Origin of the sequence: Halobaculum saliterrae (genome assembly GCF_009831625.1) — an archaeon.
In the GTDB taxonomy this organism is placed as follows: domain Archaea; phylum Halobacteriota; class Halobacteria; order Halobacteriales; family Haloferacaceae; genus Halobaculum; species Halobaculum saliterrae.
Genome location: NZ_WUUS01000002.1, coordinates 384549 through 410120, shown reverse-complemented (window position 1 = coordinate 410120; position 25572 = coordinate 384549). Strand labels below are relative to the sequence as shown.

Annotated in this window: 25 protein-coding genes and 2 pseudogenes; 18 read left to right on the top strand and 9 right to left on the bottom strand. The window is 62.8% G+C overall.

The window, feature by feature from the left end:
• Positions 1-59 precede the first annotated feature (59 nt).
• Positions 60-644: an NAD(P)/FAD-dependent oxidoreductase gene (locus GRX01_RS04805; RefSeq protein WP_321167911.1), complete on the top strand. Its 585-nt coding sequence runs from the start codon at positions 60-62 to the stop codon at positions 642-644.
• A 212-nt stretch (positions 645-856) separates the two neighbouring features.
• Here the strand turns inward: GRX01_RS04805 and GRX01_RS04800 are convergent, their stop codons facing one another.
• Positions 857-1210: a winged helix-turn-helix domain-containing protein gene (locus tag GRX01_RS04800; protein WP_159663933.1), complete on the bottom strand. Its 354-nt coding sequence runs from the start codon at positions 1208-1210 to the stop codon at positions 857-859.
• A gap of 1059 nt (positions 1211-2269) precedes the next feature.
• Positions 2270-3664, bottom strand: a pseudogene (locus GRX01_RS04795) (ATP-binding protein).
• A gap of 91 nt (positions 3665-3755) precedes the next feature.
• Here GRX01_RS04795 and GRX01_RS19585 point away from each other — a divergent pair.
• The 5 genes and pseudogenes from GRX01_RS19585 to GRX01_RS04770 form a co-directional block, all read left to right on the top strand.
• Positions 3756-4214: pseudogene (locus GRX01_RS19585) on the top strand (hypothetical protein); the annotation flags it as partial.
• Between the two features lie 415 nt (positions 4215-4629).
• On the top strand, positions 4630-4815 hold the full coding sequence (locus GRX01_RS04785) for a DUF7534 family protein (protein ID WP_159663931.1): 186 nt from the start codon (positions 4630-4632) through the stop codon (positions 4813-4815).
• Positions 4816-5119: 304 nt separating this feature from the next.
• On the top strand, positions 5120-5434 hold the full coding sequence (locus GRX01_RS04780) for a DUF7344 domain-containing protein (protein WP_449271449.1): 315 nt from the start codon (positions 5120-5122) through the stop codon (positions 5432-5434).
• A 244-nt stretch (positions 5435-5678) separates the two neighbouring features.
• Positions 5679-6053: a hypothetical protein gene (locus GRX01_RS04775; RefSeq protein WP_159663927.1), complete on the top strand. Its 375-nt coding sequence runs from the start codon at positions 5679-5681 to the stop codon at positions 6051-6053.
• 163 nt (positions 6054-6216) lie between these two features.
• On the top strand, positions 6217-6606 hold the full coding sequence (locus tag GRX01_RS04770; protein ID WP_159663925.1) for a hypothetical protein: 390 nt from the start codon (positions 6217-6219) through the stop codon (positions 6604-6606).
• A gap of 162 nt (positions 6607-6768) precedes the next feature.
• Here GRX01_RS04770 and GRX01_RS04765 read toward each other — a convergent pair whose 3' ends face one another.
• Complete coding sequence (locus tag GRX01_RS04765) at positions 6769-7083, bottom strand: hypothetical protein (protein ID WP_159663923.1); 315 nt, start codon at positions 7081-7083, stop codon at positions 6769-6771.
• Positions 7084-8097: 1014 nt separating this feature from the next.
• Between GRX01_RS04765 and GRX01_RS04760 the strand changes: the two genes are divergently transcribed.
• Both GRX01_RS04760 and GRX01_RS04755 read left to right on the top strand, forming a co-directional pair.
• A complete protein-coding gene (locus GRX01_RS04760) occupies positions 8098-8988 on the top strand; it encodes a ParA family protein (protein ID WP_159663921.1) in 891 nt (296 codons plus the stop codon).
• Positions 8988-9506: a hypothetical protein gene (locus tag GRX01_RS04755; RefSeq protein ID WP_159663919.1), complete on the top strand. Its 519-nt coding sequence runs from the start codon at positions 8988-8990 to the stop codon at positions 9504-9506. Before GRX01_RS04760 ends, GRX01_RS04755 begins: the two co-directional genes overlap by 1 nt.
• Before the next feature lie 186 nt (positions 9507-9692).
• Here the strand turns inward: GRX01_RS04755 and GRX01_RS04750 are convergent, their stop codons facing one another.
• The gene (locus tag GRX01_RS04750) at positions 9693-12134 is read right to left on the bottom strand and encodes a DUF2309 domain-containing protein (protein ID WP_159663917.1); all 2442 of its coding nucleotides are present in this window, start codon (positions 12132-12134) and stop codon (positions 9693-9695) included.
• Positions 12124-13611 (bottom strand): proton-conducting transporter transmembrane domain-containing protein, encoded by a 1488-nt coding sequence (locus GRX01_RS04745; RefSeq protein ID WP_159663915.1) that lies wholly within the window; start codon positions 13609-13611, stop codon positions 12124-12126. The genes GRX01_RS04750 and GRX01_RS04745 overlap by 11 nt, the downstream gene beginning before the upstream one ends.
• A 327-nt stretch (positions 13612-13938) precedes the next feature.
• Here GRX01_RS04745 and GRX01_RS04740 point away from each other — a divergent pair, with 327 nt between their 5' ends.
• Positions 13939-14955, top strand: a complete 1017-nt coding sequence (locus GRX01_RS04740) for an amidohydrolase family protein (protein WP_159663913.1) — start codon at positions 13939-13941, stop codon at positions 14953-14955.
• Here GRX01_RS04740 and GRX01_RS04735 read toward each other — a convergent pair.
• A complete protein-coding gene (locus GRX01_RS04735; RefSeq protein ID WP_159663911.1) occupies positions 14952-15437 on the bottom strand; it encodes an Lrp/AsnC family transcriptional regulator in 486 nt (161 codons plus the stop codon). The two genes, GRX01_RS04740 and GRX01_RS04735, sit on opposite strands and share 4 nt — an antisense overlap.
• A gap of 405 nt (positions 15438-15842) precedes the next feature.
• On the opposite strand from GRX01_RS04735, the gene GRX01_RS04730 reads away from it, so the two are divergent.
• From GRX01_RS04730 to GRX01_RS04705, 6 genes are all read left to right on the top strand, one after another.
• Complete coding sequence (locus GRX01_RS04730; protein ID WP_159663909.1) at positions 15843-16841, top strand: endonuclease/exonuclease/phosphatase family protein; 999 nt, start codon at positions 15843-15845, stop codon at positions 16839-16841.
• Positions 16842-17089: 248 nt separating this feature from the next.
• The gene (locus tag GRX01_RS04725) at positions 17090-17305 is read left to right on the top strand and encodes a hypothetical protein (RefSeq protein ID WP_159663907.1); all 216 of its coding nucleotides are present in this window, start codon (positions 17090-17092) and stop codon (positions 17303-17305) included.
• Positions 17302-17706, top strand: coding sequence for a PIN domain-containing protein (locus GRX01_RS04720; protein ID WP_159663905.1), 405 nt, complete (start codon positions 17302-17304; stop codon positions 17704-17706). The genes GRX01_RS04725 and GRX01_RS04720 overlap by 4 nt, the downstream gene beginning before the upstream one ends.
• A gap of 397 nt (positions 17707-18103) precedes the next feature.
• Positions 18104-19027 (top strand): TIGR03571 family LLM class oxidoreductase, encoded by a 924-nt coding sequence (locus GRX01_RS04715; RefSeq protein ID WP_321167910.1) that lies wholly within the window; start codon positions 18104-18106, stop codon positions 19025-19027.
• An 80-nt stretch (positions 19028-19107) separates the two neighbouring features.
• Positions 19108-19335 (top strand): DUF7385 family protein, encoded by a 228-nt coding sequence (locus GRX01_RS04710; RefSeq protein WP_159663903.1) that lies wholly within the window; start codon positions 19108-19110, stop codon positions 19333-19335.
• Between the two features lie 88 nt (positions 19336-19423).
• A complete protein-coding gene (locus tag GRX01_RS04705; protein WP_321167909.1) occupies positions 19424-20146 on the top strand; it encodes a hypothetical protein in 723 nt (240 codons plus the stop codon).
• Positions 20147-20338: 192 nt separating this feature from the next.
• Here GRX01_RS04705 and GRX01_RS04700 read toward each other — a convergent pair whose 3' ends face one another.
• Positions 20339-21349, bottom strand: a complete 1011-nt coding sequence (locus GRX01_RS04700; RefSeq protein ID WP_159663901.1) for an aldo/keto reductase — start codon at positions 21347-21349, stop codon at positions 20339-20341.
• 226 nt (positions 21350-21575) lie between these two features.
• Between GRX01_RS04700 and GRX01_RS04695 the strand changes: the two genes are divergently transcribed.
• Positions 21576-21983, top strand: a complete 408-nt coding sequence (locus tag GRX01_RS04695) for a hypothetical protein (RefSeq protein ID WP_159663899.1) — start codon at positions 21576-21578, stop codon at positions 21981-21983.
• 189 nt (positions 21984-22172) lie between these two features.
• Here the strand turns inward: GRX01_RS04695 and GRX01_RS04690 are convergent, their stop codons facing one another.
• Positions 22173-23318, bottom strand: coding sequence for a tyrosine-type recombinase/integrase (locus tag GRX01_RS04690; protein ID WP_159663897.1), 1146 nt, complete (start codon positions 23316-23318; stop codon positions 22173-22175).
• A 141-nt stretch (positions 23319-23459) separates the two neighbouring features.
• Between GRX01_RS04690 and GRX01_RS04685 the strand changes: the two genes are divergently transcribed.
• Both GRX01_RS04685 and GRX01_RS04680 read left to right on the top strand, forming a co-directional pair.
• The gene (locus GRX01_RS04685) at positions 23460-23669 is read left to right on the top strand and encodes a HalOD1 output domain-containing protein (RefSeq protein ID WP_159663895.1); all 210 of its coding nucleotides are present in this window, start codon (positions 23460-23462) and stop codon (positions 23667-23669) included.
• A 138-nt stretch (positions 23670-23807) separates the two neighbouring features.
• A complete protein-coding gene (locus GRX01_RS04680; protein WP_159664071.1) occupies positions 23808-24524 on the top strand; it encodes a hypothetical protein in 717 nt (238 codons plus the stop codon).
• A 23-nt stretch (positions 24525-24547) separates the two neighbouring features.
• Here GRX01_RS04680 and GRX01_RS04675 read toward each other — a convergent pair whose 3' ends face one another.
• Positions 24548-25552, bottom strand: a complete 1005-nt coding sequence (locus tag GRX01_RS04675) for a ring-cleaving dioxygenase (protein ID WP_159663893.1) — start codon at positions 25550-25552, stop codon at positions 24548-24550.
• Between the last annotated feature and the right edge of the window lie 20 nt (positions 25553-25572).

Here is a 25572-nt window from a genome sequence, read left to right as displayed (position 1 = left end):
GGGTGAGACCCCCTTCCGGTTGAACCACGACTATAACCGTGCGAACCGATCCTACGTGTGTGACTGATGTCGTTATCGTCGGCGGCGGCCCCGCCGGCCTGACCGCAGCGTTGTTCGCACAGAAGAACGGACTGGAGTCGACGGTTCTCGACACGGACGGGACGTGGATGCACAAGGCTCACCTGTTCAACTACCCCGGTATCGGGTCGATCGACGGCTCCGCATACATGGAGACGCTCCGCGAGCAAGTCGACTCGTTCGGAGTCGATCGGCGTCAGGGAACCAAGGCGACCGGCGTCGAGGAGACCGATGACGGCTTCCACGTCGCCACCGACGGGGACGCGGTCGAGGGACGGTATCTCGTGCTCGCGACCGGCGCGAACCGCGATCTCGCGGAGTCGCTCGGGTGTGCGTTCGACGGCGACGTCGTCGACGTCGACGTGACCATGGAGACGAGCGTCGACGGCGCCTACGCGACGGGTGCGATGGTTCGCATCGAGGAGTGGCAGGCGGTCATCTCCGCCGGCGACGGCGCCGCCGCGGCACTCAATATCCTCTCGAAGGAGAAGGGCGAACACTACCACGACTTCGACGTCCCGAGCGACGCGGAGGCAGTCTTCGGCGGGATGGCCGACGAAGCGTAACGGGTCCCCGATAACCGCCCGAGTACTGCCCGATCGACGTACGGTGGTGTGTTCGTTCATATGCTCTCTGCGAAGTAAATAGACTCGAGGGTCCCGCGATCGCTTCGCGGCTACTTGCCACAGGTCAAGCTACCGGAACCGTTCCGAAAGACTGGCCAATAGCGCCCTGAATCGACCGCACGAACCGGGGGCCGGTCAGACCTCGGTACCGTTCACGCCTCGAGTTCGACTTCCGATCCGTCGCCGACAGTTGCCCCGGCGTCGGTCAGCGAGTACACGCGCTTCCGAGCGTCGCGAAGACAGATCGACTCGTCGACCAACCCGGCGTCCTCGAGTCGACCGAGTGCCGTTCGAACGGTGCGTGCTGACAGTGCGGTTTCGTCGACAAGCTGGGTCTGAGTCCGCTCGTCGTCACGGTCGAGAACGAAGTGTACGAGCTTCGCACTCGGCGGGAGATCCGCGAACGGTTCGGAGTCCGATGCGGACGTATCGGTGGTCGCCTCCGTCGTCGCCGCTCCGTTCTCGGTCGATTCCGTCGTCGATTGCGTCTGATGGGTTCCGGTCATTGATTCGAATGTCCGCCGTCCGGTGTCGGACAGCGGTTGGATAGGAGTTCTCAAGGACGACTACGACCCGAGACGACTTACCCGTTTCCGGGCGTTCACGTCACCCAGTTACACCCGTGTTACCGCCGTCGGAAATCGAATCGACACCGCAGTCGACCACCGTGGCTCGGGGATCACAGACTCGAACGATGAGGCGAAGACCTTGGTCCGTCTATCAATCACTGTCGCGATTAACCGAACGCTCTCCGTGATATTGGGTTGAGACGGAGGAATACCCGTTTATATAGTCGTTGAATTGTTCATCCACACTTGAGACTCGACCAATTCGCTGGTCTACTAAGCAGTGGATTCTGATCTTGTACCTATGTAACATCTCACCGTCGCAGTAGACACAGCGACCTGCGAATTGCTAAGACTAGACGAGGGACTTGGCAGACGCCGAAGAGAAAGTAGAATATTTAAAGTCAAACACATAAAAACTTCATTTCATGAGTGTATATTCGGTACCGAAACACGTTGTTGACGAGAAAGTGGGGATAGCCGTGTCTCTGGTAGGTATCTTAACGGTTTGTACAGCCACCTATCATGCGGCGAAGACAGGGAGCTGGGAAACGTTGTCGGCGACATCTGCTGGACTGGCACTTGTCGTCCTGTGCGTCACGTCTGAGCGATAAGCACCCCTACTCATCGGTACTTCCTATATTTCCGTTCGAAACAAACACAGAGATTCTGCAGAATTCACCCTTCAGGTCACTACTGAGCAGACATCCACCTCGGTCGCCGACAGTACGGACTCAAGCAGCGGGAGACAGACGCTGGCCTCAGCTTCCATCATTTCCTCTCGCAGGCCCGCGAGCGGGACACCGACGTGATACTCATCCCAGGTGACCAGTTTGACTCTCGGAATGTTCGTCCGCAGACGCTTCAGAAAACACTCGAAACCTACGTGAGATCGGATGTCAGACCGCAATTTGACCTGGCAGACACGTTAACGAACCAGTAAGGGTATCGCAGTCGGTTCGCTCGTCGTCCATTCAAAATCATTGCATTTTATTTTGTCTAATTGTCAGTAAGAAACAATGTCTTTAGGTCCTCAGGGCTGAACAGAGACCAGTTGTCGTTGAGTTGATCGGCAATCCCCTCGGCGAAACCACTCCTTGAGAAGAGGGCGAACTCTTCGTCCCGAGTAGGTGGTCCCCACAGGACGCGGTCCGCTTTGTCACGCAGCGAGCTGACGAGTGAGTGGCCGACCGGTTCAGTCGTCCATTTGCACTCGGCGAGCAGAATACGATCATCGTCTGGAGCAAGTCCGACGATGTCGATTTCGTCTTCTCCGTACCACCACCGCCCAACCTCAGCGTACGGTCCAAGTTCGCTACGCCGGATCGCTTCCCACACGCCTTCTTGACAAATATCCTCAAATGTCGTTGCGACGTGATCGGGGAAATTTGGTTCGATTGTCCCCTCGTAGACGATTTCTGGGGCCTCTTCGATACTGGAGCGATTCGGTTCGACGAAACGGAACCAGAACCGAAGGAGCTCGTCGGCAACCCGGTACCGCGACCGCTTCGACTGCTTTGCCGAAGCAGTCACAGGAACGTCGCGGTCGATGAGACGCAGACGCCGGAGCGTTTGGAGGTACTTCGATAAGGGACCGGAACCGATTCCGGTAGTACCGGCGATCTCGTTGGGGGTCGTATGCCCGGTAGCGACAGCCTCGAGGATGCTCATGTATCGGGCAGGATTGCGCAGCTCAGTCCGGAGCAGGAACTCGGGTTCGTTGTAGAGTACGGCTGTCGGCGAGAGGATCTGTGTTCTGATGTTCTCATCGAGGGATCGGTCATAGTCGATGAGTGTGAGATACATCGGCGTTCCACCTGTGACCGCGAACGACCGGATCGCGTCCTCGATATCGTATGCGATTACGTCTCGGGCTTGCTGGAATGAGAAGGGCTGCACGTCGATCTGCCCCGTTCGCCGACCATACAACGGGCCCTCGTAGCCGAGTACCTCCGACTCCATCGTACTCACGCTGGAGCCACATAGTACCAGCATCGAGTCCGTATCTTAGAGTTGCTCATCAACGAAGGACTGGAGGTAGGACGGAAGCGAGTCGTTCTCATCGACTAGGTAGGGGAACTCGTCGATGACGACGACGTGTCGTTCAATAGCGAGTTTGTCGCCGAGAGTAGTCAAAGGCCTCGTCCCAGCCGTCAATGCGGGGGACGCGGTCGTCGAAGTAATCAGCAACCTTCTCAACGAACTTCTCACGCTGTCGATTTTCAGCCTCCTGGGACGCGAGGAAGTAGATGTGCGGCCGGCCGGTACAGAACTCTTTGAGGAGTTCCGTCTTTCCGACGCGGCGGCGACCGTAGACTACGTAGAAGTCATGCTTCGGTGATTCGAACGCCGTTTCGAGGGCGTCGAGTTCACCGTGCGGTCGTAAAAGGTCATACTCTAAATAATGATTACCGCGATAATGACTTACAACTTCTCCTCAGCGAGGTACACCGTCTTCATGAGTTGGTGATAGCATTCTACCGTCATGGCAAGTGCGGCGTTGCCGATGTCGGAACCGCGCGTGCTGGCGCACACGAAGCGCTGCCTGTTCCCCGCCGACGCCGAAGACGAGTACGTAGTCGTCGATACATAGTTCTCGTCCGACCAGTGGCTCGCTCACGAGTCCATCGATTCGGCCATCACGGACGAACTGGCGCCCTTCAACCACGTCCAACGTCCGCGTCGGCTCCAGCTACCCCGACCTCGTCGGCATTCGACTGCTAAGTGACGAGTTACTGACCGTGGACCGCCTCGGTGAGATCCGCCGCTGGTGGTCGTCGAAGCGAAAGGCCACACGAATCGAAGGGTCGCCGACGTCGAGTGTGGGATCGTCCAGGCATACGACCGACTCCACGAAACAAACGTCGCGAACGATGCAGCACCAGCCGACACCGTCTCAAAGTCCGTGCGGACGCTAGCCCGTGAATTGAACGTCGGCATCCTGCTGTTCCACGACGCGGGCAACTCACCGGCGGCGACGGCAGCATTCGTCACGGCCGTACGGGATCGGGGGATCGAGTTGGGGGACCGCTGAGACTCTTGGAGTGACCCGATCCCAGCGCGGATCGTGCGAGGCGAACGTGGGCTCCGATCACTGAACACGGTTTCGTCGGTGAGTGTCGGTGACTGCGAGTCGGTTATCGCCGACTCGACTCCGCGCACGTCCGTTCGGGTCGGTGCCCGGACTCTCCGGCTCGGTCTCGGGGACGAAACGGGCGTTCTCGGTGGACATTGGGGGATTCGATACTGAATTCCTTGGTACAGAGCGGACATGACGAACACAGGGATGAGATCTCACAGAGATAGCGTATTCAACGAGGTGGACGAGATTAATAGCGGTAAAGGTGTACCCGGCAGGTATGAACAACCCGTTGTTGATTCGGTTCCTGATATTCGCTGTATTGTTGGTGAGCCTCGGTTTTGCCATAGGGGCCATGCTCACTCCTCCTGACCCGTTCACGCAGCTGCTCACCGTTCCAGTCATCCTGCTGGTAACGATTCCGCTCTCGTACTGGGTGGTCTACAAACGGGGGCTTCCTGTCTGACTCGGGGGTCGGTGGTTGCCCTGTACGTAGCGGTCTGTGGTTCGTCTTAACCAACCGACATCGCAATGTTATCGATTTCCGTTGATGGAAGTGCGGCTGAGGGCTTTGTATATTCAGCTGGTAATTATTCTACTAATGCTTGGATATGATGTCAATAGAGGGCTCTAATCTCTGTTTTACCGCGATACGTAGAACTGCCTAATCTGATAGGTCGTAGCTTCATTTCCATCGAACCATTCTGTAGAAACAGGCAGTCAACCACTCAGCCAACACGTTGCCAGCCACCCCGTGTGACAAAACGATCATGACACCCACAGCCATGAATTTCCAAACGACCGCGCGGAGCCTGCGCGGACTGACAGACGACGACACATATGACGTCCTGCGATCCGAGCGACGGCGCTTGGCACTAGCTGCCCTCGATGAACGGTCTCCCCCCATGGATCTTGGAAATGTGGCTGCGGAGATCGCTGGCCGAGAAGTCGATACTGATCACCCCGACGAGGAGAACGTAACACACGTGGAGATCTCTCTCCACCACAATCACTTCCCAAAGATGGACGAATTGGGTGTACTCGAGTACGACAGGGATTCACAGCAAGTCATCCAGGCAGGATAAATGATGAGTTACAGACCGTGGGTCTCCGAACCCGCACGTAACGGGAGAGTATAATGCCGGGAGCGTTCAAAGCGGAGAAGGAGCGAGTCATTGTTCGGTGCAATGGGTGCAACTCAGCCTATACAGCGTGGATGTGGGAGGACGGGCGGGTGAGTATCATTGGGATCAGTGGCTGCCACTGTGGGTCGGAAGAACTGAACGCCTTGACTGGTAGGGTGACTAGTCCCTCCGCCTGAGCAATACAGTGTACGAACGTACCACCGAATTGCTCCCGGTATCGTGGACCGTCACTGAACAGACTGATTCACGGATCGAGTACAAGCGGCTGGCCGAGTACGGGGCCGAGACAAAGGCCGTCCGAGTTTCTGGCAAGCGAATCTGCTCCGGCGGTCAGAACAACGTCGATCCGAGATGGGTACTCGGGCTGACGACGGGGATGTATGAATTCGAGACGACGGATAGATTCGATACCGCTTGCTGTCGCGAGGACGCCGATAGGAAACTAGTGAACGCGATGGAGGTGATCAATCGAGTACTTGATCGTTCCGACGACGGATACGTCAGCCACAAGCGCATGGTAGAACCTCTCAATACCCGTCCGTCGGTTCGTCTCAGGTGACTCGGCTGAAAACCGAGTGATCTCAGTAGAACCTACACTGTCCCCCTCGCGGGACTCTGAGATTACTGCGGCGATAGGTGGGTACAGAAACAGAAGACCGATTCTGCGAAGTGGGTCTGCGCACGTAGCGAAGAGATTTGCCCACAAAGCACCGTGGAGACATATGAACAAGCGTCCACGGACTATCGTCAACCACGTCGTTGAGTTCGTGGCGGAGACCAGGCGTCGTCGTCTACTCGTGATCGTCGGCGTTCCGACGGTATTCGCAATACTGTTCGATCTCATCGCCAACTACGGGATCCTTATCCCTCTACTCGCTGTGGGTTTGGCTACAGTTCTCTACACCCGATCGACAGCTAAAGAGACGATCGCAGCCAGTCTCTATGGGGTTGGAGTGATACTGATCGGTCTGTTCCTACTCGAACTGTATTGGAACGGAGCGCGAGGTAGCACAGAGCCGTTGGTAGGCACGGCTACGCGAGTTCTCTGGCGGGCAGTGGCGGGAGTTATACTAGGCGGACTCGGGTTGTGGGTTCGGCAAATCGATCGCTGATACACTCGCCACCGAGACTATCTGCTCTTAGCTTTCGCGAGCCCCTAGCTCTACCGCGGTGATGAGATCTCACAGAATAGCGGACTAGAAGACTGGAAGTTCTACTAACTTGGTGAGCTCACTTACCGGTCGAGCTCTCGCTGAGGAAATTGAAACCTGCGGCTACGGTATAGTGTACTCGTTGAAGTCCACGCTCAGTTCACAACCGATAGCGTCCGCATGCTCCTCTAATTCGACAGTGTGTTCACGACGTGCATGTTCACTAGCGTTAACGAGGACGGTTCTCTCAGCGTCAAGATCCGCTATTGTGGCTTCCAGTCTGTCTGCCGGGAGGTGGTTGTGACCGACGAAGGGTGATCCCTCACAAACGAAGAGGTCGATATCCGTTGTCGGCGGCTCGGTGACGAAGCTTTCCATATCTGGCGCGTATGCGATAGGCTCGGTCGCGCCGCAATGATATATCGAAATGAGGTACATGGGCGGGTGGCACAGCGGCCACCGTGGTTCGAACTAACGTGACCTTGGTCGAACACTATCTCTGAGGATCGCAACAATCCGGTCAAACAGCAGAAACCGCCTCACGGGCCTTCGGGGTGGGCGCGTAAGTGAGAACGACATCGACGGCGACATGGTTCGTTCTTAACACCTCCAGGGTTTGCCCTCAACGACTCCATCGAAACAGCGAACGATCCTATCTGACCACACACCTCGAACGCAAACCAGGATCGCCAGCGGAGGTTCCACCGCTACATGCGCGAATCGATCGCGGATGTCATCGGTCCACTGATGAGCCATGACTCCATGCACCCCCGTGAGTTCTTTCAGCTCCTGATCCGAGGGGGGCCCTGTTCGACACCAAACCTCCGGTCGGCCCCGTGTCCATAGCGTCGATGACGATCTGACCACGGAGTATCGAGAGCGGAATCGTTGACTGCCTAACTGCGATCCGATGTCGGAGGGGTGCGAACCGAGACGTCCGAATCCTGACCGTCAGTTGGAACCCGTTCCATTCGAACCACATGTTCGATTCCCGAGCAGCTACAATATCCATACCTGGAAACTATTCTCCAGTGTCTCTCTGAGCTAAGGTAGCTAAGGTACCTGAGATAGTAGAAATAGTTAGGATAGCTGCAGAGGCGAACTGCCCGAACGGATCAGTCTCTCGGTTCTGGAATCGCTACACCACCTACCATACCAACCGCAGATAGCGTACCTATCTCAGCGAACTTAGCTAAGGTAGGTGGCTTAGGTGAGGTACCTATATTATCTGGTTCAGATGTCTTGCGTACCTTCTTGTAGGATGGGCCGATACTCCCTGATACGACTCGAGAACCGGCTGGTTCGACGGGAACCGACTACACCGGACAGCATTGAGACGACAACACAGACACCTACCGCACAATAGGTAGCTATCGTGAGCGAGCTGAACTACCTCGCTCAGGAGCTGTCACGGCACGACACCGTCGGCCGGTAATCGACGAACGACCCACCATGTCCGAACACGACACACAACCGCGTGCCGTCGCGGTCGGCGTCCTCAAGGGCGGATTCGCGAAGACGACGACGGCGATAAACCTCGCGCGCGAACTGGCACACAGGAACGAGTCCGCCCTGGTCATCGACCTCGACGACAACGGACACATGACACAGAATCTCGGCTTCACCGAACAGTACGAGGCCGAGACGAACCACGTCCATGAGGTACTCCTCGACGACGGGGATCCGACAGAGGCGATCGTCTCCGTCGTCGACGGGCTCGACCTGCTCCCGGCGCATCGGGACCTCGAGGACGTCCAGACCCAGTTGAAGAACGCGATGGGCGGATCGACGAGGCTGGATGCCCGCGTCGTCGAACCCCTTCTCGGCGACGAGTACGACTACATCGTCGTCGACTGCCCCGCGAACCAGGGGAAACTCAACGAGAACGCCCTGTACGCGACCAACAACCTGATCATTCCCGTGCGTCCGGAGACCGGGTACGATTCCGGCATTTACAACACCGTCAATCGACTGGTCAAGGAGGCACGGCAGTACTTCGAGCTGGACATCCTCGCGGTCGTCCCGTCGGGACTGTCACAGCGGCTGGATCAGGATCGCCGGGACCGTGCGCTGCTTGAGGAGATCAACTCGATGGGGATCGCCGACTCCGTCGTTCCGAACTTCTGCCGGATATCCGAGGACGACTGGGCGGCCATCGACGACGGGTCATACGACGGGCCGCTGCCCGGGATCCGGTATCGATCGGCCATCGACGACGCCAACGACGCGGGACTGCCGCTTCGGGACTACGACGACAGCTGCGACCAACTCTCCTGTTACGGCGAGTTGGCCGCGATCGTCGAGACTGGCGGGGTGGTCCGTGAACGCGAGGTGACGGTCTGATGGCGTTCGACGACCTCGATCAGGCCGAACAGGCTGAGCAGGCCGAACAGGAGGAACAGATCGAACAGATCGAACAGGCCGAGAGCGACACGTCGGATACGCGGGACGAGACCGAGGATCTCGACGGACCGGATGCGTCGGACGCCGGACCGATGTCCACCGATGTCGACGCCGATACGACCCCGCGAACCGGGGACCCCGATTCGGACCGTACGGACGGTTCGGCCACCGGGACGCCCGGCGGTGACGAGGACGACACCGCGGTGACTTCGAAGCCGGCGTTCGGATTCGAGAAGGCGAAACAGCGGCCGCTGTACGCGCGACAGGGTGCGTGGGACGTGTTCGAGGACGCGCTCGCGATCGACGTCGAGCCGACGTTGCGCCGTCACGACGTCAGGGACGCCTCGAAGCGAGAGCTCCACGACGCGGCGCTGCGAGTGCTCGCCGATCACGCCGAAGAGGTCGCCGACAAGGTGCTGGAGGCCCGAGGGGTCCGTTCGGATACCGACGAGGGGTGAAATCGATACACCCTCATTCGATATACGAAGATCGTGGTCGGGCACGTGGAAAGCGCACGCTTGGTTTGACAGGAGTCCGTGGTAACCCGAGCCGTTCGGCGATCGAACTCACGGACGTTCCGACCATCCTCTGGAACTTGTCGTCCGGGTCCCGGAACTTCCGTTCCGGTAGATGAGGGACCCCGGTTAGTCGTCCCCGGCGGCGGGAGCGACCGGTCTTTCGGGTGGGGATTCGAGCAGCTCGTGTCCCGACACCCACTCCAGCTCCTCCTCGTAGTGGAACGCTCGGTGATCCCGTGTCGGATCGACGACCGTCAGGGAGAGCCAGTCGTTGTCGAGTAATTGGGTCAGCTCCTCGTGGTCAGCAAGGACGCCGGTCACGCGGTCGACTGGCGCGTGGACGACAGTCGAGAGACGGAGCGGTTGATGGAATGGCTCGTCGTCAGCGGCCATCAGGGACTGCAGCGGGAGCCCGGTCATCAGATCGCCCCCGTTGCCCTGATAGACGCCGACGTTTCCGACGGGGTTCTGCGTCACCTTCGAACCGCTCCCGTAGACCGCGTTGTCGACCGTCGAGAAGTAGTACTGGCTATTGATCCACTGGGTGACGACGAGCGGCCCGGTGAGGATTCCCTCCAGCGCGTCGCCGTCAGGGTCGGTCGACCAGTCGTACGAGTGGAGGAACGCGCGGCCGTCGAGGTCGACGTCCTCGGTCAACTCGCGGGGACCGACGACAAAGCCGGCGTTGCCGGCCAGTCCCCACTCGGGACGCGTCTCGGCCCAGTCCGCAGCGCGCCGATTCGTCTCCCCGACGGCCCTCGAACCGTCGGATCCCATCGTTTCGGCGCGCTCGGCGGCCGCGTTCTCGCGGGCGCTTTCGAGGTCGGAACGCAACTGGTCGAGGTCGTCCGCGTGGCTCTCGGGCACGTCGGTAGCGTAGAGTTCGACCTCGTCGGTCGTCGTGTTGTGTTGGCCGGCGAGGAAGACGGTGTCGTCGGGAACATCGAAGCCGCGCTCGCGGAGTTGGGTTTTGACCTCGGCGTCGTTGCAAACCGCCGCCATCACGCGGGCGTTCGGGCCGCCCGGGTTACCGGCACAGGCACCGCAGTCCAAGCTCGATCCGTAGGGGTTGTTGGCCGTCTCGCTCGCGTGGCCCGCGAAGACGACGAGCCGACCGAACTCCTCCCAGCCCATCAACTCGAAGGCGGTGGCGGCATACTCGACCTTCTCCTCGGTGGTCAACCCCACCGGGAGGTCGCCGGAGTACGTGTGTTGGTGGTCGACGAACGGGCGACAGAACTCGTGACTGTCGGGTACCAGCCCGGCGGTCGTGTCGAACAGGTCGCGGACGCGCCCGGGAACGAGCGTCCGGGCGGCCAGCGAGAGGGCGTAGCCGCTCCCGGCAGTCTCGACGTAGCCGTAGGCCGTGGCGGCGTTGGCCTCCAACATCTCGATGACTTCGTCGGCGGCATCGCGGATACCCGACCACCGGTCGTAGCGTTCCTTCGTCTCGTCGTCGATCGAGAACTCGGTGATGTAGTACTGGGGATCGAGGATCGGTGGGCAGGCGTCGACCGACTCGTCGGCGTCGTATCCCCGATACTCCATCGGGATACCGAAGAAGCCGGCGTATCCGTGGGTCTCGTAGTCGCCACTCGCCTCGATGTGGCGACGGATGACCTCCGAGCGGGTGTCGATACAGAAAACCATTTGCGCGTCCGGGCGCTCCGAGGTATCTCCGTCGGTCATCGACCGGCTCTGCGCGGCGACGGTCTCAACGAGTTCACTGCGATAGGTTGCCTCCCACGCGCGCAGGAACGCCGGAGCGGGTTCGTCGCCGGGCTCGGCGTCGACGACATCGTTCCCCGAGGGATCGAGGTCGCCGCCGACGGCATCCAAGAGTGCCAGACGCGCCGCGAGGTATCCTTCCAACGAGATCGGGTACGTCGACTGCCACTCGCCCCCGTCGTCGACACGACGCTTGATGAACCCCGTCCAGCCCGGGAGGGCGGCCAGTTGCTCCTCGAAGATGGATTCCCACTCGCGCTCCGAATACGGCTTCAGCACCGTCTCGATGGTCTCGATCGGTGTCTCGGGGAGGTCGGCCATGATCCCGTCGTCAGGGATATCGCCGTCGTGGTCGGCCACTCCACGGAAGGCGGCGTAGAACCCCGCCTCGCGGTTCGGCATCGACCAGTGGGCGCTGCCCTCCTCCAGGAACGCCGACAGCCACTTCGTCAGCACCCGATCGACGTGGGCTGGGACCGCGTCCGCGTCACCGGCCCCGTCGGCGGCGGCGACACCGTCCTCGGCGGATGTGGTGTCGCTGGCGTCGGCCATCCGATCGAGGAGCGTCTCGGGGGAGTCCTCGAATCCCGCATCGACGAGTTCCGCCTCGAGAATCTCCGGATCGATCTGCCCGCGATCCAGCGCCGTCGCGAACGTCTCGGCGCTGGGGTACCCACGGCCGCCCAGCAGTGCCGTCGCCTGTTCGATCGCCTCGTCGAACGGTTCGTCCTCGAATCCCGAGAGGGGATTGGCCGTCACGAACGAGTGGATGGGCCAGAGGGAGCCGACGGTGGTCGCCGCGTCGTCGATACTGTCGCGGATGGCGGGTTCAGTACTCATTGTACTCCTCCGTGGATGTCAGGACCGTCGCCGACGACGGTTGAGTCGCGTTCAGCAGTGCCACGTACAGACGCTGGCTGTGTTCATGAACGCCGGTCTCGATGGCCACGTAGATGGCGACGAAACCGACTGCGATGACACCGTGGAGCAGGGTCAACTCGGTCGTCGCCGTGCCGACCGCCAGAAGCCCCGTGACGCCCTCGTACACGACGGCGTAGACGAGGATGGCCGGGAAGAAGACCAGCGGGACGGCCCCGTAGCGGGCCGTCCGCGAAAGCGAGGTGTGTTGAACCGCGCTGCGAGCGGCGTGCAGCGTAGTGAAGACGACGAAGAACGTCAACAGGAGGCCGCTGTCGACGGTTGCCCCCTTTCCGGTCACCACCGTGAACACCACGCCGCCGCCGAGACCAGTCAGCAACGCCACGACGAGGCCACGGACATCCGTGATGCCGCCGATCGTGTGCTCGGTCGTCTCACTCGGGCTCGTGTGTTCGACCTGTTCGCCCGAACTGAGGAACTGGTAGGCCTTGTAGAACCCGTGAAGGACGAGGTGGGTGATCGCGGCCCCGAAGAAGCCGAGGCCGACCTGCAGTATCATGAAGCCCATCTGGCCGACCGTCGAACAGCCGAGTTTGCCCTTGACGTCCGTCTGGACCGACTTCAGCAGCTTCCCGCCGCTCGCGCTGGCCGCGCCGACGGCGACCACCGCGAGCATGAGCGTGGAGTCGACCGTGATGACCGGGGCGAAGCGGGTCAGCAGGACGCCGCCGGCGTTGACGAACCCGGCGTGCATCAGCGCCGACGCGGGGGTCGGTGCGGTCATCGAGGAGAGCAGCCAGCCGTGGAACGGGATCAGGGCGGACTGGATCATCGCCGCGATCACGAGCGCGCCGGCGGCGACGAGCCACACTGGGCCGCCGAGCGTGTCGGCGGCCGCACCGATCCCGGAGATCGTCGTCGACCCGGTCGCCCACCACAGCGACGTCAGCGCGACACCGAGGAGCGCGCTGCTGGCGAGGAAGTACCTTCGCGCGACGCCGGCGGCCGCCCGCGCTTGGTTCCAGCCGCTGACGGTTCCGATGAGGGTCGCCATTGCCAGCCCCATCGCCAGCCAGAGGAGTCCGAACAGGGCGACGTGGTCGGCCGCGACCAGTGCCATGACGGACGCCGTGAAGGCGAACATCGTGGCGAAGAACTTCGTCACATGTTCGCTGCCGGCCATGTACCGGCGGGAGTAGCTGTGGACGATACCGCTGAAGAAGGTCACGACCACCCACATCAGAACGGTCAGCCCGTCGACGGCGATCACGCCGGGGACCTCCCACGGTCCGCCGATCCGGGATCGAGCGATGAGAAGCGCGACGCTGGCCGCGAACAGCGACCACACCACCCACGTCAGTACAACGGGCACGAACGGCGATTCCACCGTCGTGTCCGGCAGCGCTCCGACCGTCGGTTTCGAACTCCGTCCTGACATCGTCTGATCCATCCGAGCGACCGAGACGGGACCGGATCCCGTTCTCGTTCGTCTCTACGCCCCATGAGAACAGATTGCCTAATAATCCCTTCTATACTCACAAAACGTTCGAATATCTTGTATTATAGAACATTATGGTTTCGAGGGCGGTACTCTTCGTTCGCTACCGAGGCTACCACAGGAGAGCTCCGTCCGGGCGCGACCGTCCGTCCGGGGAACTCTCCATCGACCCCTCGGACATGACGCTTCGAACCCCGAGGCGGTTACCGGACCGTTCGCGCTGTTGATTCAGGAACCCATATCGTTATTCGACTCGGGTGTATCGGCATGGAGGAACTCTCGGGGACTGTTCTCGCCGGGCGGTCGTTCGAACCGGTCCGTGGACGGGTCGTCGTCGAGGACGGGCGGATCGAGTCCGTCGAGGAGACGGGAACGACGTCGACCGACATCGTACTGCCGGCGTTCGTTAACGCACACACGCACTTGGGCGATTCCGTCGCGAAGGAAGCGGCCGTCGGCCTCGGGCTCGAGGAGGCCGTGGCGCCGCCGGGGAGCCTGAAACACCGACGACTGGACGCGGCCGATCGGTCCGAGCTCGTGACGGCGATGCGCCGGACGCTCCGATTCATGCAGCGAACCGGGACGGTCTCCTGTCTCGACTTCCGCGAGTCGGGGACGCCCGGAGCCCGCGCGCTTCGCGAGGCCGCAACGCCGCTGGACATCGACCCGTTCGTGTTCGGCAGCGGCGATAGCTCCGTGCTCGATGTCGCCGACGGATACGGCGCGTCCGGGGCGAACGACAACGACTTCGCCGACCAACGTGCGGCTTGCCGGGAGCGGGGCGTCCCATTCGCCATCCATGCCGGCGAACCCGACGCGACGGACATCCACCCGGCGCTCGATCTGGAGCCGGAACTCCTCGTCCACATGGTGCACGCGGAACGGGAGCATCTCGAACGGGTCGAGGAACGGTCGGTGCCGATCGCGGTCTGCCCGAGAGCGAACACCGTGCTCGACGTCGGAACGCCACCGATCCGGGAGTTACTCGATCACACGACTGTCGCGCTCGGGACAGACAACGTGATGCTGAACCCTCCGTCGATGTTTCGGGAAATGGCGTACACAGCGAAACGGTTCGACGTGACTGCCCGGGAAGTGCTACGGATGGCTACCGTGGCCGGCGCTGAGATCGCCGGACTCGACTGTGGCGTTATCGCCCCGGGCCGGCGTGCCGCGTTCATCGTCCTCGACGGGGATTCGGACAACCTGGCCGACTCGGTTGATCCGGTCGAGGCGGTCGTCCGGCGCGCGACCGAACTGGACGTCGAGCGGGTCGTCGTCTAGGCGTCGTCCGTCGTCCGATCGGTGGCGTCGAACTCGCCGAACGGGGTCGTCTCGTGGGTTCGCACGAGGACCTCGTCGGCGACGGTGAGTCCCATATCGATCAGCTCCTGTGCGACGGGCGTGACCTCGCTGTCCGTCTCGCCGACGACAGTCACGAGGAGGTTCTGTTCACCGGTGACCAGCTCCTGGACCGATACAACGCCGTCTATTCCGAGGATATCGGGGATCAGGTCGCCACGTTCGGAGATCGTCGCGGTACAGTAGAGCAACATTCGGAGCGGATAGCCCGATTTCTGATAGTCGACGCTTGCGCTGTATCCCTTGATCACGCCGTCCGACTGGAGACGCTGGATACGCTTGCGGACAGTACTGTCCGAGGTACCCGTTCGCTCCGCGATGTCTCCGGACGACATGTTTCGAGCGTCCTCCTGGAGTGCGTACAGGATCGCCTTGTCCACGTCGTCGATGTCCACGTCGGCCATACCGGGTGTCCGCGAGGGAGGCACTTGACGTTTGTACGTCGACCGGGAGTCACCGAGTTCTCCGTCGTCGGCCCTCGGCAGAGCCAATCGTCGACCATACCCAGTCTGTACTCTCGTACACGCGGTCGACCCATCACCCGCCGAAAGACCGACCCCCCCGCGACACTCACAACGGAACTCGACTCTCTACATTGCCGATGATACCGATCCACTACGGACAAATTCTCTCCGTATAACGAAGCGACTCAGGTTCGAGCGACCGGTGTGAGTCCATACGAGTCAAGCGAACCGGACCCGGGGTCGACCCGTCGGGCCGTCCTCCAGGGACTGACGGGAGCGGTAGGGGCCGCCGTCGCGGGGAGCGGTCTGCCGGTAGGCCGGGCGGCGACGCCACCGCAAACGACTGTGCTGACACAGAACGTCTATCTCGGACTCGACTACTCGAGGCTGCTCGGTGCGTCCTCGTATCGGCAGCTTCGCCGTATCGTCGGCCAGTTCCTGACCGAGATCGAGCCCGCGGAGTACCGGGCGCGGGCGGACGCCGTCGCCGCGGCGGTGGCGGCAACGGACGCCGACGTGGTCGCGCTGCAGGAGGCGTCGCTGTTCAGGAAACAGGAGCCGGGTGACTTCGCGTCGACTGGTGGGGACCGCGCCTCCACCGAGGTCGTCGACCTCCTCGCGGAAGTCGAGCGGGCGCTGGAGGCGCGAGGCCTCCGATACGATCGCGCGGCGGTGACGGCCACCTCCGACGCGGAACTCCCCGCTGAGACCAACGACGGGTCGGTCGACCTGCGCGTCACCGACAGGAACGCGCTCCTCGTGCGGGCCGGCGTCGACGTGAACGACGTCGTCACGAAGTCCTACGATATGGACCTCTCGCTGACGGTTCCGGGCACCGAGCAGGAGGTCGCACTCCGCCGGGGATACGCGCGGGCCGATGTCGCGACGGACGGGGCCGAGTTCACAGCGGTCTCGACGCATCTGGAGTCGGTGTCGTCGTTCCTCCGCGTCGTGCAGGCGCGCGAGCTGCTCGACGGTCTCCGGGGATCGAACCCCGTCGTCCTTTGTGGTGACCTCAACAGCGGCCCGGGGTACGAGCCCGCCGCGTACGACATGCTCACCGACAGCTTCACCGATTCTTATGACCGGGTCAATCCCCAAGCGAAGGGCAACACGTGCTGCCAGTCGCCGGACCTCCGCAACGATCGGTCGCAGTTGAGCAGACGGATCGACGCGGTCCTCCGACGGGGCGACCTTCGGGCCACGGACGTCAGCCGGGTGAACCACAGGCGAACCGACCGCGTCCGGGTCGACGGCGACAGCAACGGTGACAGCGACGGCCGGAGCGGCTCAGTGTGGCCCTCGGATCACGCCGGGATCGTGGCGACGTTCGAGGCGACGTAACGGGGACAGCTCTGTAGAAATCCTAATAGTTCGACAACTGTCCTGCTGAACCTGCCGGTTGACAGAACAGCGAATGTATCGCCGTAGATTTTGACAGATTTTGTTGATTTCACGCGAATCTGCTGCATTCAGGGTGCGTCTCGGCCACGGGCTTCACGTTTTGAGATAGACGGCTGAATCGGTCGATACAGAAGCCAGCTCTAACGCGTGGCGGTAGGTTGAACTGTCAACGGCGTCAACGGGCGTATATGGGAACGAAACAGATCCGGATCAGCGAGGACCTTTACGCACGGGTGAAAAGCGAGAATAAGGAGGGAGAAACCCTCTCCGAGACGCTTGACCGGCTCGTTGGCGGATACTCTCTTACAGACTTTGCGGACGACGCTGCCGAACTTGACCTGAATTTCAGTGTCGAGGAGGCGACAGACGGAGCCGTGGGTGCGACGTCACCCACGCACGAATGATTCTGGATACACAGTATCTCGGGGCACTCGTTGATCGGAACGAGAACGCGAGAATGAAAGCACTAGAACTTGAAGAACAGGAGAAGCCGATCCGAATCCCAACCGCTGTCATCTGGGAGGCGTATACTGGAATCGGGAACGCAGCTGACCCCGAAACGGCCGAGCAGCTGCGGATGCTCTACGATCGACTTATTGCGAGTCGATCCAAGTTGGATCTGACCCCTCAAGTAGCTCGCCGGGCGGGTGAGTTGAATGGGAATCACATCAAGTCCGATTCAGCAGCGAAACTCGACGGGGCAGATTCCGTTGTCGCCGCACATGGGCTTCTACTGGATGAACCCGTTATTTCGAATGACACTGATTTCTATGGCGTCGACGGATTAGAAGTCATTACGTACTGAATCAGCGCCACGGTTAGAATTCTCTTTCACAGGTTCTCGTCTGAAATTTCTGATAGAAAGTCAGACCCTTCCTATCGGCCAGGCCACTTGCTTACCACTGAAACGAAGGATAGTAGGCTACTACATCCGTCCTCTATATTTTTCTGCCGAGTTTCTGATACTATCTCGGTGGGTTGGCGGTTTGGGTCAATAAGTGAGTCATCTCTAACTAAGGGCTGTTTCAGCGGGAATCGTGTCGGACCAATATGATTTCAACAGAGCCACGAGGACGGAGCGGTGAGGGACATGATCGGGGTCCCGGCGATCGTCGCTCGGTTTCCGGCACCTCGGATGCGGTTCCCATTCCGCCGGGTCCGGGACCACCAACCCCAAACGCCCCGGGAGCGGACGGTGGAGCGTGACAGACTGGAGTGAACATCCCGGGTACGGCCGTCTGTTCGCCAGCGACGATCTGACGTTCGGAACAGGATTCCCCCTGACTGACGCTCGCGAGTCGCGCCCCTCCGTTCACGAGGAGATGACGCTGGCTGCCCACGCCGAGTCGGTCGGGTTCGACGGGCTGTGGGCACGCGACGTGCCGCTGTACTGGCCGCGGTTCGGCGACGCGGGCCAGACGTACGACACGTGGCCGTGGCTCGGCCACGTCGCCGCCCACACCGACGAGATCGCGATCGGTACCGCGAGCGTCGTGCTCCCGCTGCGACACCCGCTGCACGTCGCCAAGAGCGCCGCGACGGTGGACCACCTCTCCGACGGGCGGCTGGTGCTGGGCGTCGCTACCGGCGACCGCGACCCGGAGTTCCCGGCGTTCGGCGTCGACATCGACGAGCGCGGCGAGCGGTTTCGCGAGTCGATCGACCTCCTGCGGACGGTCTGGAGCGACGACTTCCCGGAGGTCGACGGCTCGTGGGGAGAACTCGACGGCGACCTCGACGTGGTCCCGAAGCCCGTCGGCGAGTCGATCCCGATGCTCCCGACCGGATTCGCACGGCAGTCGATCGAGTGGATCGCGGACCGCGGCGACGGTTGGTTCTTCTATCACCTCCCGGAGTCGACGCTGGAGTCGTACCTCGACGACTGGCGAGCGGCCGCCGGCGGCAAGCCGTACGCGATGGCGGTTCGGACCGAACTCGCAGACGATCCCGAAATGGACCCTGAACAGCGTCACCTCGGCTATTGTGCCGGCGCGGAGTGGTTCGTCGAGTACTTCCGCGGGCTCGACGAGATGGGCGTCGACCACGTCCTCGTCTCGCCCGCCGGCGGCGACGACCCCGAGGCGGAGCTGACGCGGTTCGCGGAGACGGTGATCGAGCGAGTGTGAGCCGCTCGATCGAGCGCGCAACGGTGCCTGCGGACTGTCCGGTCCTGATGATTGATTAGGTGGGGCTCGTATCGACTCGCATGGACATCGACACGGAGGAACTGCTCACGTCGCTGACCAAGCGTGAGGACAACGCCGCGATCAAGTCGTACCAGAACACCGTTGCGGTCGCGTGTCCCGCCTGCGGCGACCCGTTCGACGACCTCGTCGTCTGCAAGCAGAATCCCACGAGCCTGGATCTCTCGAAGCAGTTGGACCTCTGCGTCGGCGTCGACGACGGACAGGCGTACATCTTCACGCACAGCTGATCCGGCCGGGACGAGAACCGCCGATCGGGACCGCCGTTCCGGCGACCCACACCGGCGTGGTTATGCCTCGCCAGCGTCACCTACAGCCGTGACTGACTGGCCTCCGGTCGACCCCGCCGATGCGGACGCGGTCGCCGACCGACGCGACGAGATAGTCGAGGCGGTCCGCGAGCACGCAGGGCAGATTGCCTACCAACTGGCGCTGCTGCAGGGCGGCGACTACGGCAGCCGGGACGTCGACACCGACCGCGGCACGTGGACGGTGAAATACGAGGGCGGCGACTTGGAGTATCTCCTGTTCTCGCCGAAGAGCGGCGCGGACGTGTACGTGATCTCGACGAAGCGCGACCCGGAGCCCGAACCCTTGGCGACGGCGCTCGCGGACTACGACGCGTTCGTTCGCGGCTTCAACGACTACGTCGCCTCGCTGGAGGGCGTCCTCGACGACGTGTCCACGGAGTTCCCGGATGCGAGGACGACGGAGACGGCGGTCGCCGAACGCGACCGCGTGCTCGACGCCGTTCGCGACACCTGCGACCGGATGGCCGGCGAACTGCACCGCTACGAGGGGGGTGACTACGGGACATACGCCGCTCGCGTCGACGGCACTCGCTGGGAGTTGAAGTGGGACCGGGACGGCGTCTCGTATCTCCGTGCGGGCGGCAGCGGCGGCGTCTACCTCCTCTCGCAGTACGAGGCGCCCTCCGCGGCCGACGTGCGGAAGTATGCCCCGAAGTTCCGCGGCTTCGTCGAGGCGTACAACGAGGAGATCGCGGAACTGGAGTCGGAACTGGCGGCGATCGAACTGTAGGTCACCGCTGTCACCATCGTTGTCGTCGCCGCTGTCACTATCGACGTCGCCGTCGGTCCCCGAAAGACCCCGTGAGATGGCCGAACACGGAAGAATAGGTAGCTATCTCAACTTAGGTACGTAAGGTAACTTGTGCAGCGAGTTCTCACGACCGAGCAAAATCGTCGAGACGAGGAAGTTCCGCGATCCGGGTCACAGGCCGGCGTAGGGGCCGCCCTTCGCCTCGGTGAGTCGGTCGACCTGCTCCTCGGAGAGGTCGATGGTCGCGGCCGCGAGGTTCTCCTCCAACTGCTCGGTCGTTCGGGCGCCGACGATCGGCGCCGTGACGCCGTCGCGATGCATCAGCCACGCGAGGGCGGTCTGTGCGGGCGAGGCGTCGACCTCCTCGGCGACGGCGTCGAGCTCGTCGTGTACGTCGAAGTTCTCCTCAGTGAGGTACGCGTCCGCGAAGCGGCCGGATTCGGCAGCACGCGACTCGCCGGTCAGCCCCTCCTCGCGTGTGTACTTCCCGGTGAGGAACCCCTGCCCGAGCGGGCTCCACGGACAGACGGCGAGGTCCTCGTGGCGTGCCATCTCGAGGTAGTCTCCCTCGATCTCGCGGTCGACGAGGTTGTACCGCGGCTGAAGCACCGAGAACGGCTCCCAGCCCTCGTTGCGAGCGATCTGGTTTGCACGTGCGACCTTCCACGCGTCGGGTCGCAGCGTCGAGGCACCGAGGTAGTGGACCTTTCCGTCCTCGACGAGGCCGTTGAGCGTCTTCATCATCTCTCGGGCGTCCGTCTGGTCGTCCCAGCGGTGGATGTACAGCACGTCCACGTAGTCGGTGCCGAGGCGGTCGAGCAACGCGTCGATCCGATGGCGGATGTTCTTCCGGTTCGTGCCGCGGCTGTTGGGGTCGCCGTCGCGGATCTGCCAGAAGATCTTGGAGGCGATCGTGTAGCGCTCACGGTCGCGGTCGGCGAGCCAGTCGCCGATCCAGCGCTCGCTCTCGCCGCCGCCGTACACGTCGGCGGTGTCGATATAGCGTCCGCCGGCCTCCGCGTAGGCGTCCAGCAGCTTGTGGGCGCGCTTCTCGCCGATCTCGACGTTGCCCTCCTCGGTCTCCTTGCCGAATCGCCACGTGCCGAACTGCAGTTCGCTCGTCCGGATGCCCGTGCCGCCGAGCTGAACGAACTCCATGTCGATGTCCGCGAGGTCTGTCATCGAGAGCAGGTTCGTCGCTTCGAGTGAAAAGGGTTCAGCATGCGGCACGCGACGAACGGGGACCTGCCACTACTACGTGTGACTCGATTCAACGGATCCCCCATCGGTAGCTCGCCGGGCGGCCGAACTCATCGCATCGTCTCGCTCACGACGAACGCCCCGAGTTATCGACATTGACAATCGTTCACACAGCGTTTTGGGTCAGTTTCCGATAGAGTGATAGCGTATGTCGGTGCGAACACTGGGAACCGAGGACGCCTATACGGTGAAATGGGACTCGAATCTGGACCTCCCGGTCTTCAAATGGAAGCGGTTCGTCGCCGGCGACGAGTTCCGAGAGTACTCGCGCCGGTTCATGGAGATCATTGCCGACCGTGGCGCCGAGAAGTACATCGATGACACGCGGGAGATCACCGCCCACGACGATGCCGACAAGGAGTGGCTCGCGGAGAACTGGGTGCTCCAACTCGTCGAACACGGGGTCCGCCGTGGCGCCGGCGTCTACGGTGAATCGACGATCGCCGCCATGGAGATGGAAAACGTGGAGGAGAACATGAGCGCCATCCACCCGGATTACGAGTTCAGAGTCTTCTCGACCGAGGAGGAAGCGAAGGACTGGTTGGCGACAGCGTAACTCGTGGCTGGCCGGCGATCAGACGTCCGACATCGAGTCGGTCCCGTCGTCGCGGCGACTCCTGTGACCGAACCGGGTACCGGCCGGAGCGATGCCGTCTTCATCCCCGGAAGCCGGGAGCGACCTCCGACTGCGTCTGTTCTGAAGATCGCTGGGGGTCACCGTGGCTCCAGAACTCGACGGACACGGCTACGAGTCGAGCGCTCCCTCCGCGGCCTCGCGGAGACGCTCGACGTCGTCGTCGCGATAGCTCGCGTGCGTCGTCTCCACCGACTGGTGGCGAAGCACCTCCTGGGCGAGTTCGGCGCTCGTGTCGTACAGTTCGTCGCCGAGGCCGCGCCGCGCGCCGTGCGGGAGCAGCGCCTCGCCGTCCTCGGTGACGCCGCTCTCGGCGGAGAGGCGCTCCAGGAGCGTTCGCGCGCCCGCCGTTGAGATCGCCGGCGGGACGAGGTCGTGTTCGCGCAGGAGTTCCCGGACGGTGTCCTTCGTCGGTTCGGCGTCGACACCGTCGGCCTCCCGAACGAGCCGGTAGAGGCTCGGGAGGTGGCCGGTCGGAAAGACCGGCCACTCCTTGCTCGGCGGATCCTGGCGTCGATAGTGTGCCCGAAGGCGTCCGATCCCGGGCTCCATCAGTGGCGTCCGCTGCCACTCCTGAGTCTTGCCGTACACTCGGAGCGTCCCTCCGTCGAGGTCCACGTGGCGCCACCGGAGCCCGCCGCGTCGGTCGTTCTGGGGGTCGCGAAACAGTTCGGCACCGCGAGCGCCCGAGTACGCGAGTACGGCGACGAGCGCCCGGTCCCGTGCCGCCCGAGCCGGGTCCAGCCACCCGTGATCGATGGCGTCCTCGGCGCGCCAGTCAGTCCAGCGGACGATCGCCTCGCGGGTGCCCGCGCTCCAGAACTGCTCGCGGTCGTCGTCGCGAACGCCGACCGACCGATCGGGGAGCGCGTCCGTCGCGACCGTCGACTTCGCCGGGTTGGTCTCGAGGGCGTCGCGTTCGTGGAGGTACGTACAGAACGAACGGACCAGCGCGTAATACTGACGGGCCGTTCGCCCCGTGATCCCCTCGTCGGGATCGTCCTCTCTGGCCCACGCCCGGCGCGCGAGGTGGGCGGCGTACGCCTCGAGCAGTCTGTCCGAGAGATCACTGGCCGTCGAGACGCCGCGGTCGCCCGCGAGATCGACGAAGTCGCCGACGACGCGCTCCACCTCGCCCCGGTGGCGACCCGAGTCGCCCTTGCTCACGTGGGCGACGAACGCCGAAAGCGCGTCCTCGAGCGGGGTGGTCGCTCCAACGTCCGCCGGGACGCCCGTCCGATCCGGCTTCGGGCTCATCTACGGGAACATAGACGCTCCCGGCGTCATAACTCCCCCGCACGCGGCGAACGACAACGGTCCCCCGAACGACTGTTCCGCGAGCCTGACACCCGACACGACAAGACTCTTGCCTACGTGTTCCTTGTCTTCTACACTAACTTGGCTTCCGAGACTGTTCACGAGATCGTCAAAACGATCGCCGAGCGGGACGACACCGCACCCGAACAACTCGAACCCCCACTCTCGGCCGTCGTCGACCCGGACGCGCTGACGGCGGTTCTCCGCGACACGTCAGGGTACGTCACGTTTCGGTATCGGGGATACATCGTCACCGTCGGCGACGACGGCACCGTGACGGTCGAGGAGTAGCGACGGTCGTGATCCGTCGGTCCGAGTGACCGGCGGACAGCACGCGACAGCTGTCGAATCGGAGACACGTTTATGTCGCCGGTCGCACGTCCCCGAAACGACATGTCGACGACATCGGTTCGAGGGACGATCGGGGGACTGGCACGGCGCGGGAACCCAGCGTTCGCGGTCGCAGTCGTGGCGGTTCCGTTGCTCGCGCTCGGCTACGCGCTCACCGGAGCCTCGGTCCAGATCCACACCTACGTGCACGTGATGGCGGGGCTCATGTGGACGGGAACGGACATCTTTATCGGCGCCGTGCTCGGTCCGGTCGTCGGCGGCCTCGACGAGGAGCAAAGCGCGGCGGTGTTCGAGCGACTGACCCCGAAGACGGCGTTCCTCCTTCCGGCGTTGGCGTTCACGACGATCGCGGGCGGGATCACGCTCGCGCAGCGGGTCGGCGTGTTTCCCCACGCGGACTCGTGGCTCCCGCTGTTCACCGCCGCGAACGTGATCCCGATCCTCCTGCTGTTCGGCTATCGGATGAACGTCTTCGGCGACCGTCGCTGGCAGGCGGCCTTCGTGGTCGGGACCGTCGGGTCGCTGGCGTGGGTCGCGACGACGATCGGCGGGTTCCGGATGACGACCCCCGTGATCGCGGTCGCGCTCGGGATCGTGACGGTGCTGTCGGTCCAGGGGTTCGGATTCCTGCTGCCCGGGGAGATCCGGATGTACAAGCAGATGATCTCCGCCGAACCGGACCCGGCCGTCATATCGGCGATCGGCCAGCAGAACGCGAATTTGGGGCTCGTGCAGGGACTATTTCAGCTGTTGCTTATCGCCGACATGGTGTACCTCCGCTACGGCGGATTCTGAGTGGAGGTACGGCCCGGCGTTCGTCAGTCGTCGGCCTCACCTTCGGCCGGCTCCGCCGCCTCGGCTCGCGGGACCGTCACGTCCGTGAGCTGTGACTCTATCTCCTCGCGGCGGCCCTCGAACTCCCCCGGCAGCACCAGCCTGCCGCCGAGGTCCTCGAGCGGCTCGTCGCTGTCGTAGCCCGGCTCGCTCGTCGCGAGCTCGAACAGCACGCCGTTGTGCTCCCGGAAGTACACCGAGCGGAACCAGTGGCGGTCGATCTGCTGGGTCGGACGCAGCCCCTCCTGCTGGACGGCCGAACGCATCGCGGACTGGTCGTCGTCGGTGGGCGTCTGGAAGGCGACGTGGTGCACGGTGCCGTGGCCCTGTCGTCCCGCCTGCACCGTCGGCAGCACGTCGACATACGTGCCGACCGGGCCGGCGGCCGCGAACCGGGTTCGCTCGTCGCCCGGCGTGTCGCCCGGCGACTCCTCGGTCGCGACCTCCTCCAGCCCCATCGTCCGCAGCAGGTCCATCGTCGCGTCGGGGTTCGCGAGCCACAGCGTGACCGAGTGGAAGCCGCGGATCGCGTGTTCGGCGGGAACGAACTCGGTCCACGGGACCGTCGGGTCGTCGTCCGGGACCTCGACCTCGACCAGCTCGACCGGAAGGTCGTCGGGGTCGCGGAACGGCAGGACCGTCTCGCCGAAGCGGTCGACGCGATCGTCGTAGTCGACGCCGTGCTCGTCGAAGCGCTCCTCCCAGTAGTCGAGGCTCCCCTCGGGCACGCGGAACGCGGTTCGCGACACCTGGCCGGAGCCGACCTTCCCTTGCGAGAGATTCTCCCAGGGGAAGAACGTCATGCTGGTTCCGGGGGTCCCCTCCGCGTCGGCGAAGAAGAAGTGGTACGTGCCGGGGTCGTCCTGGTTGATGGACCGCTTCACGAGTCGGAGGCCGAGCGTCTCGGCCCAGAAGTCCATGTTCCGCTGTGGGTCGCCGGCGACGCAAGTGACGTGGTGGATTCCCGGGGTGGGCGTGACGGTTGTCATTACACCATCCACGGGCTGGA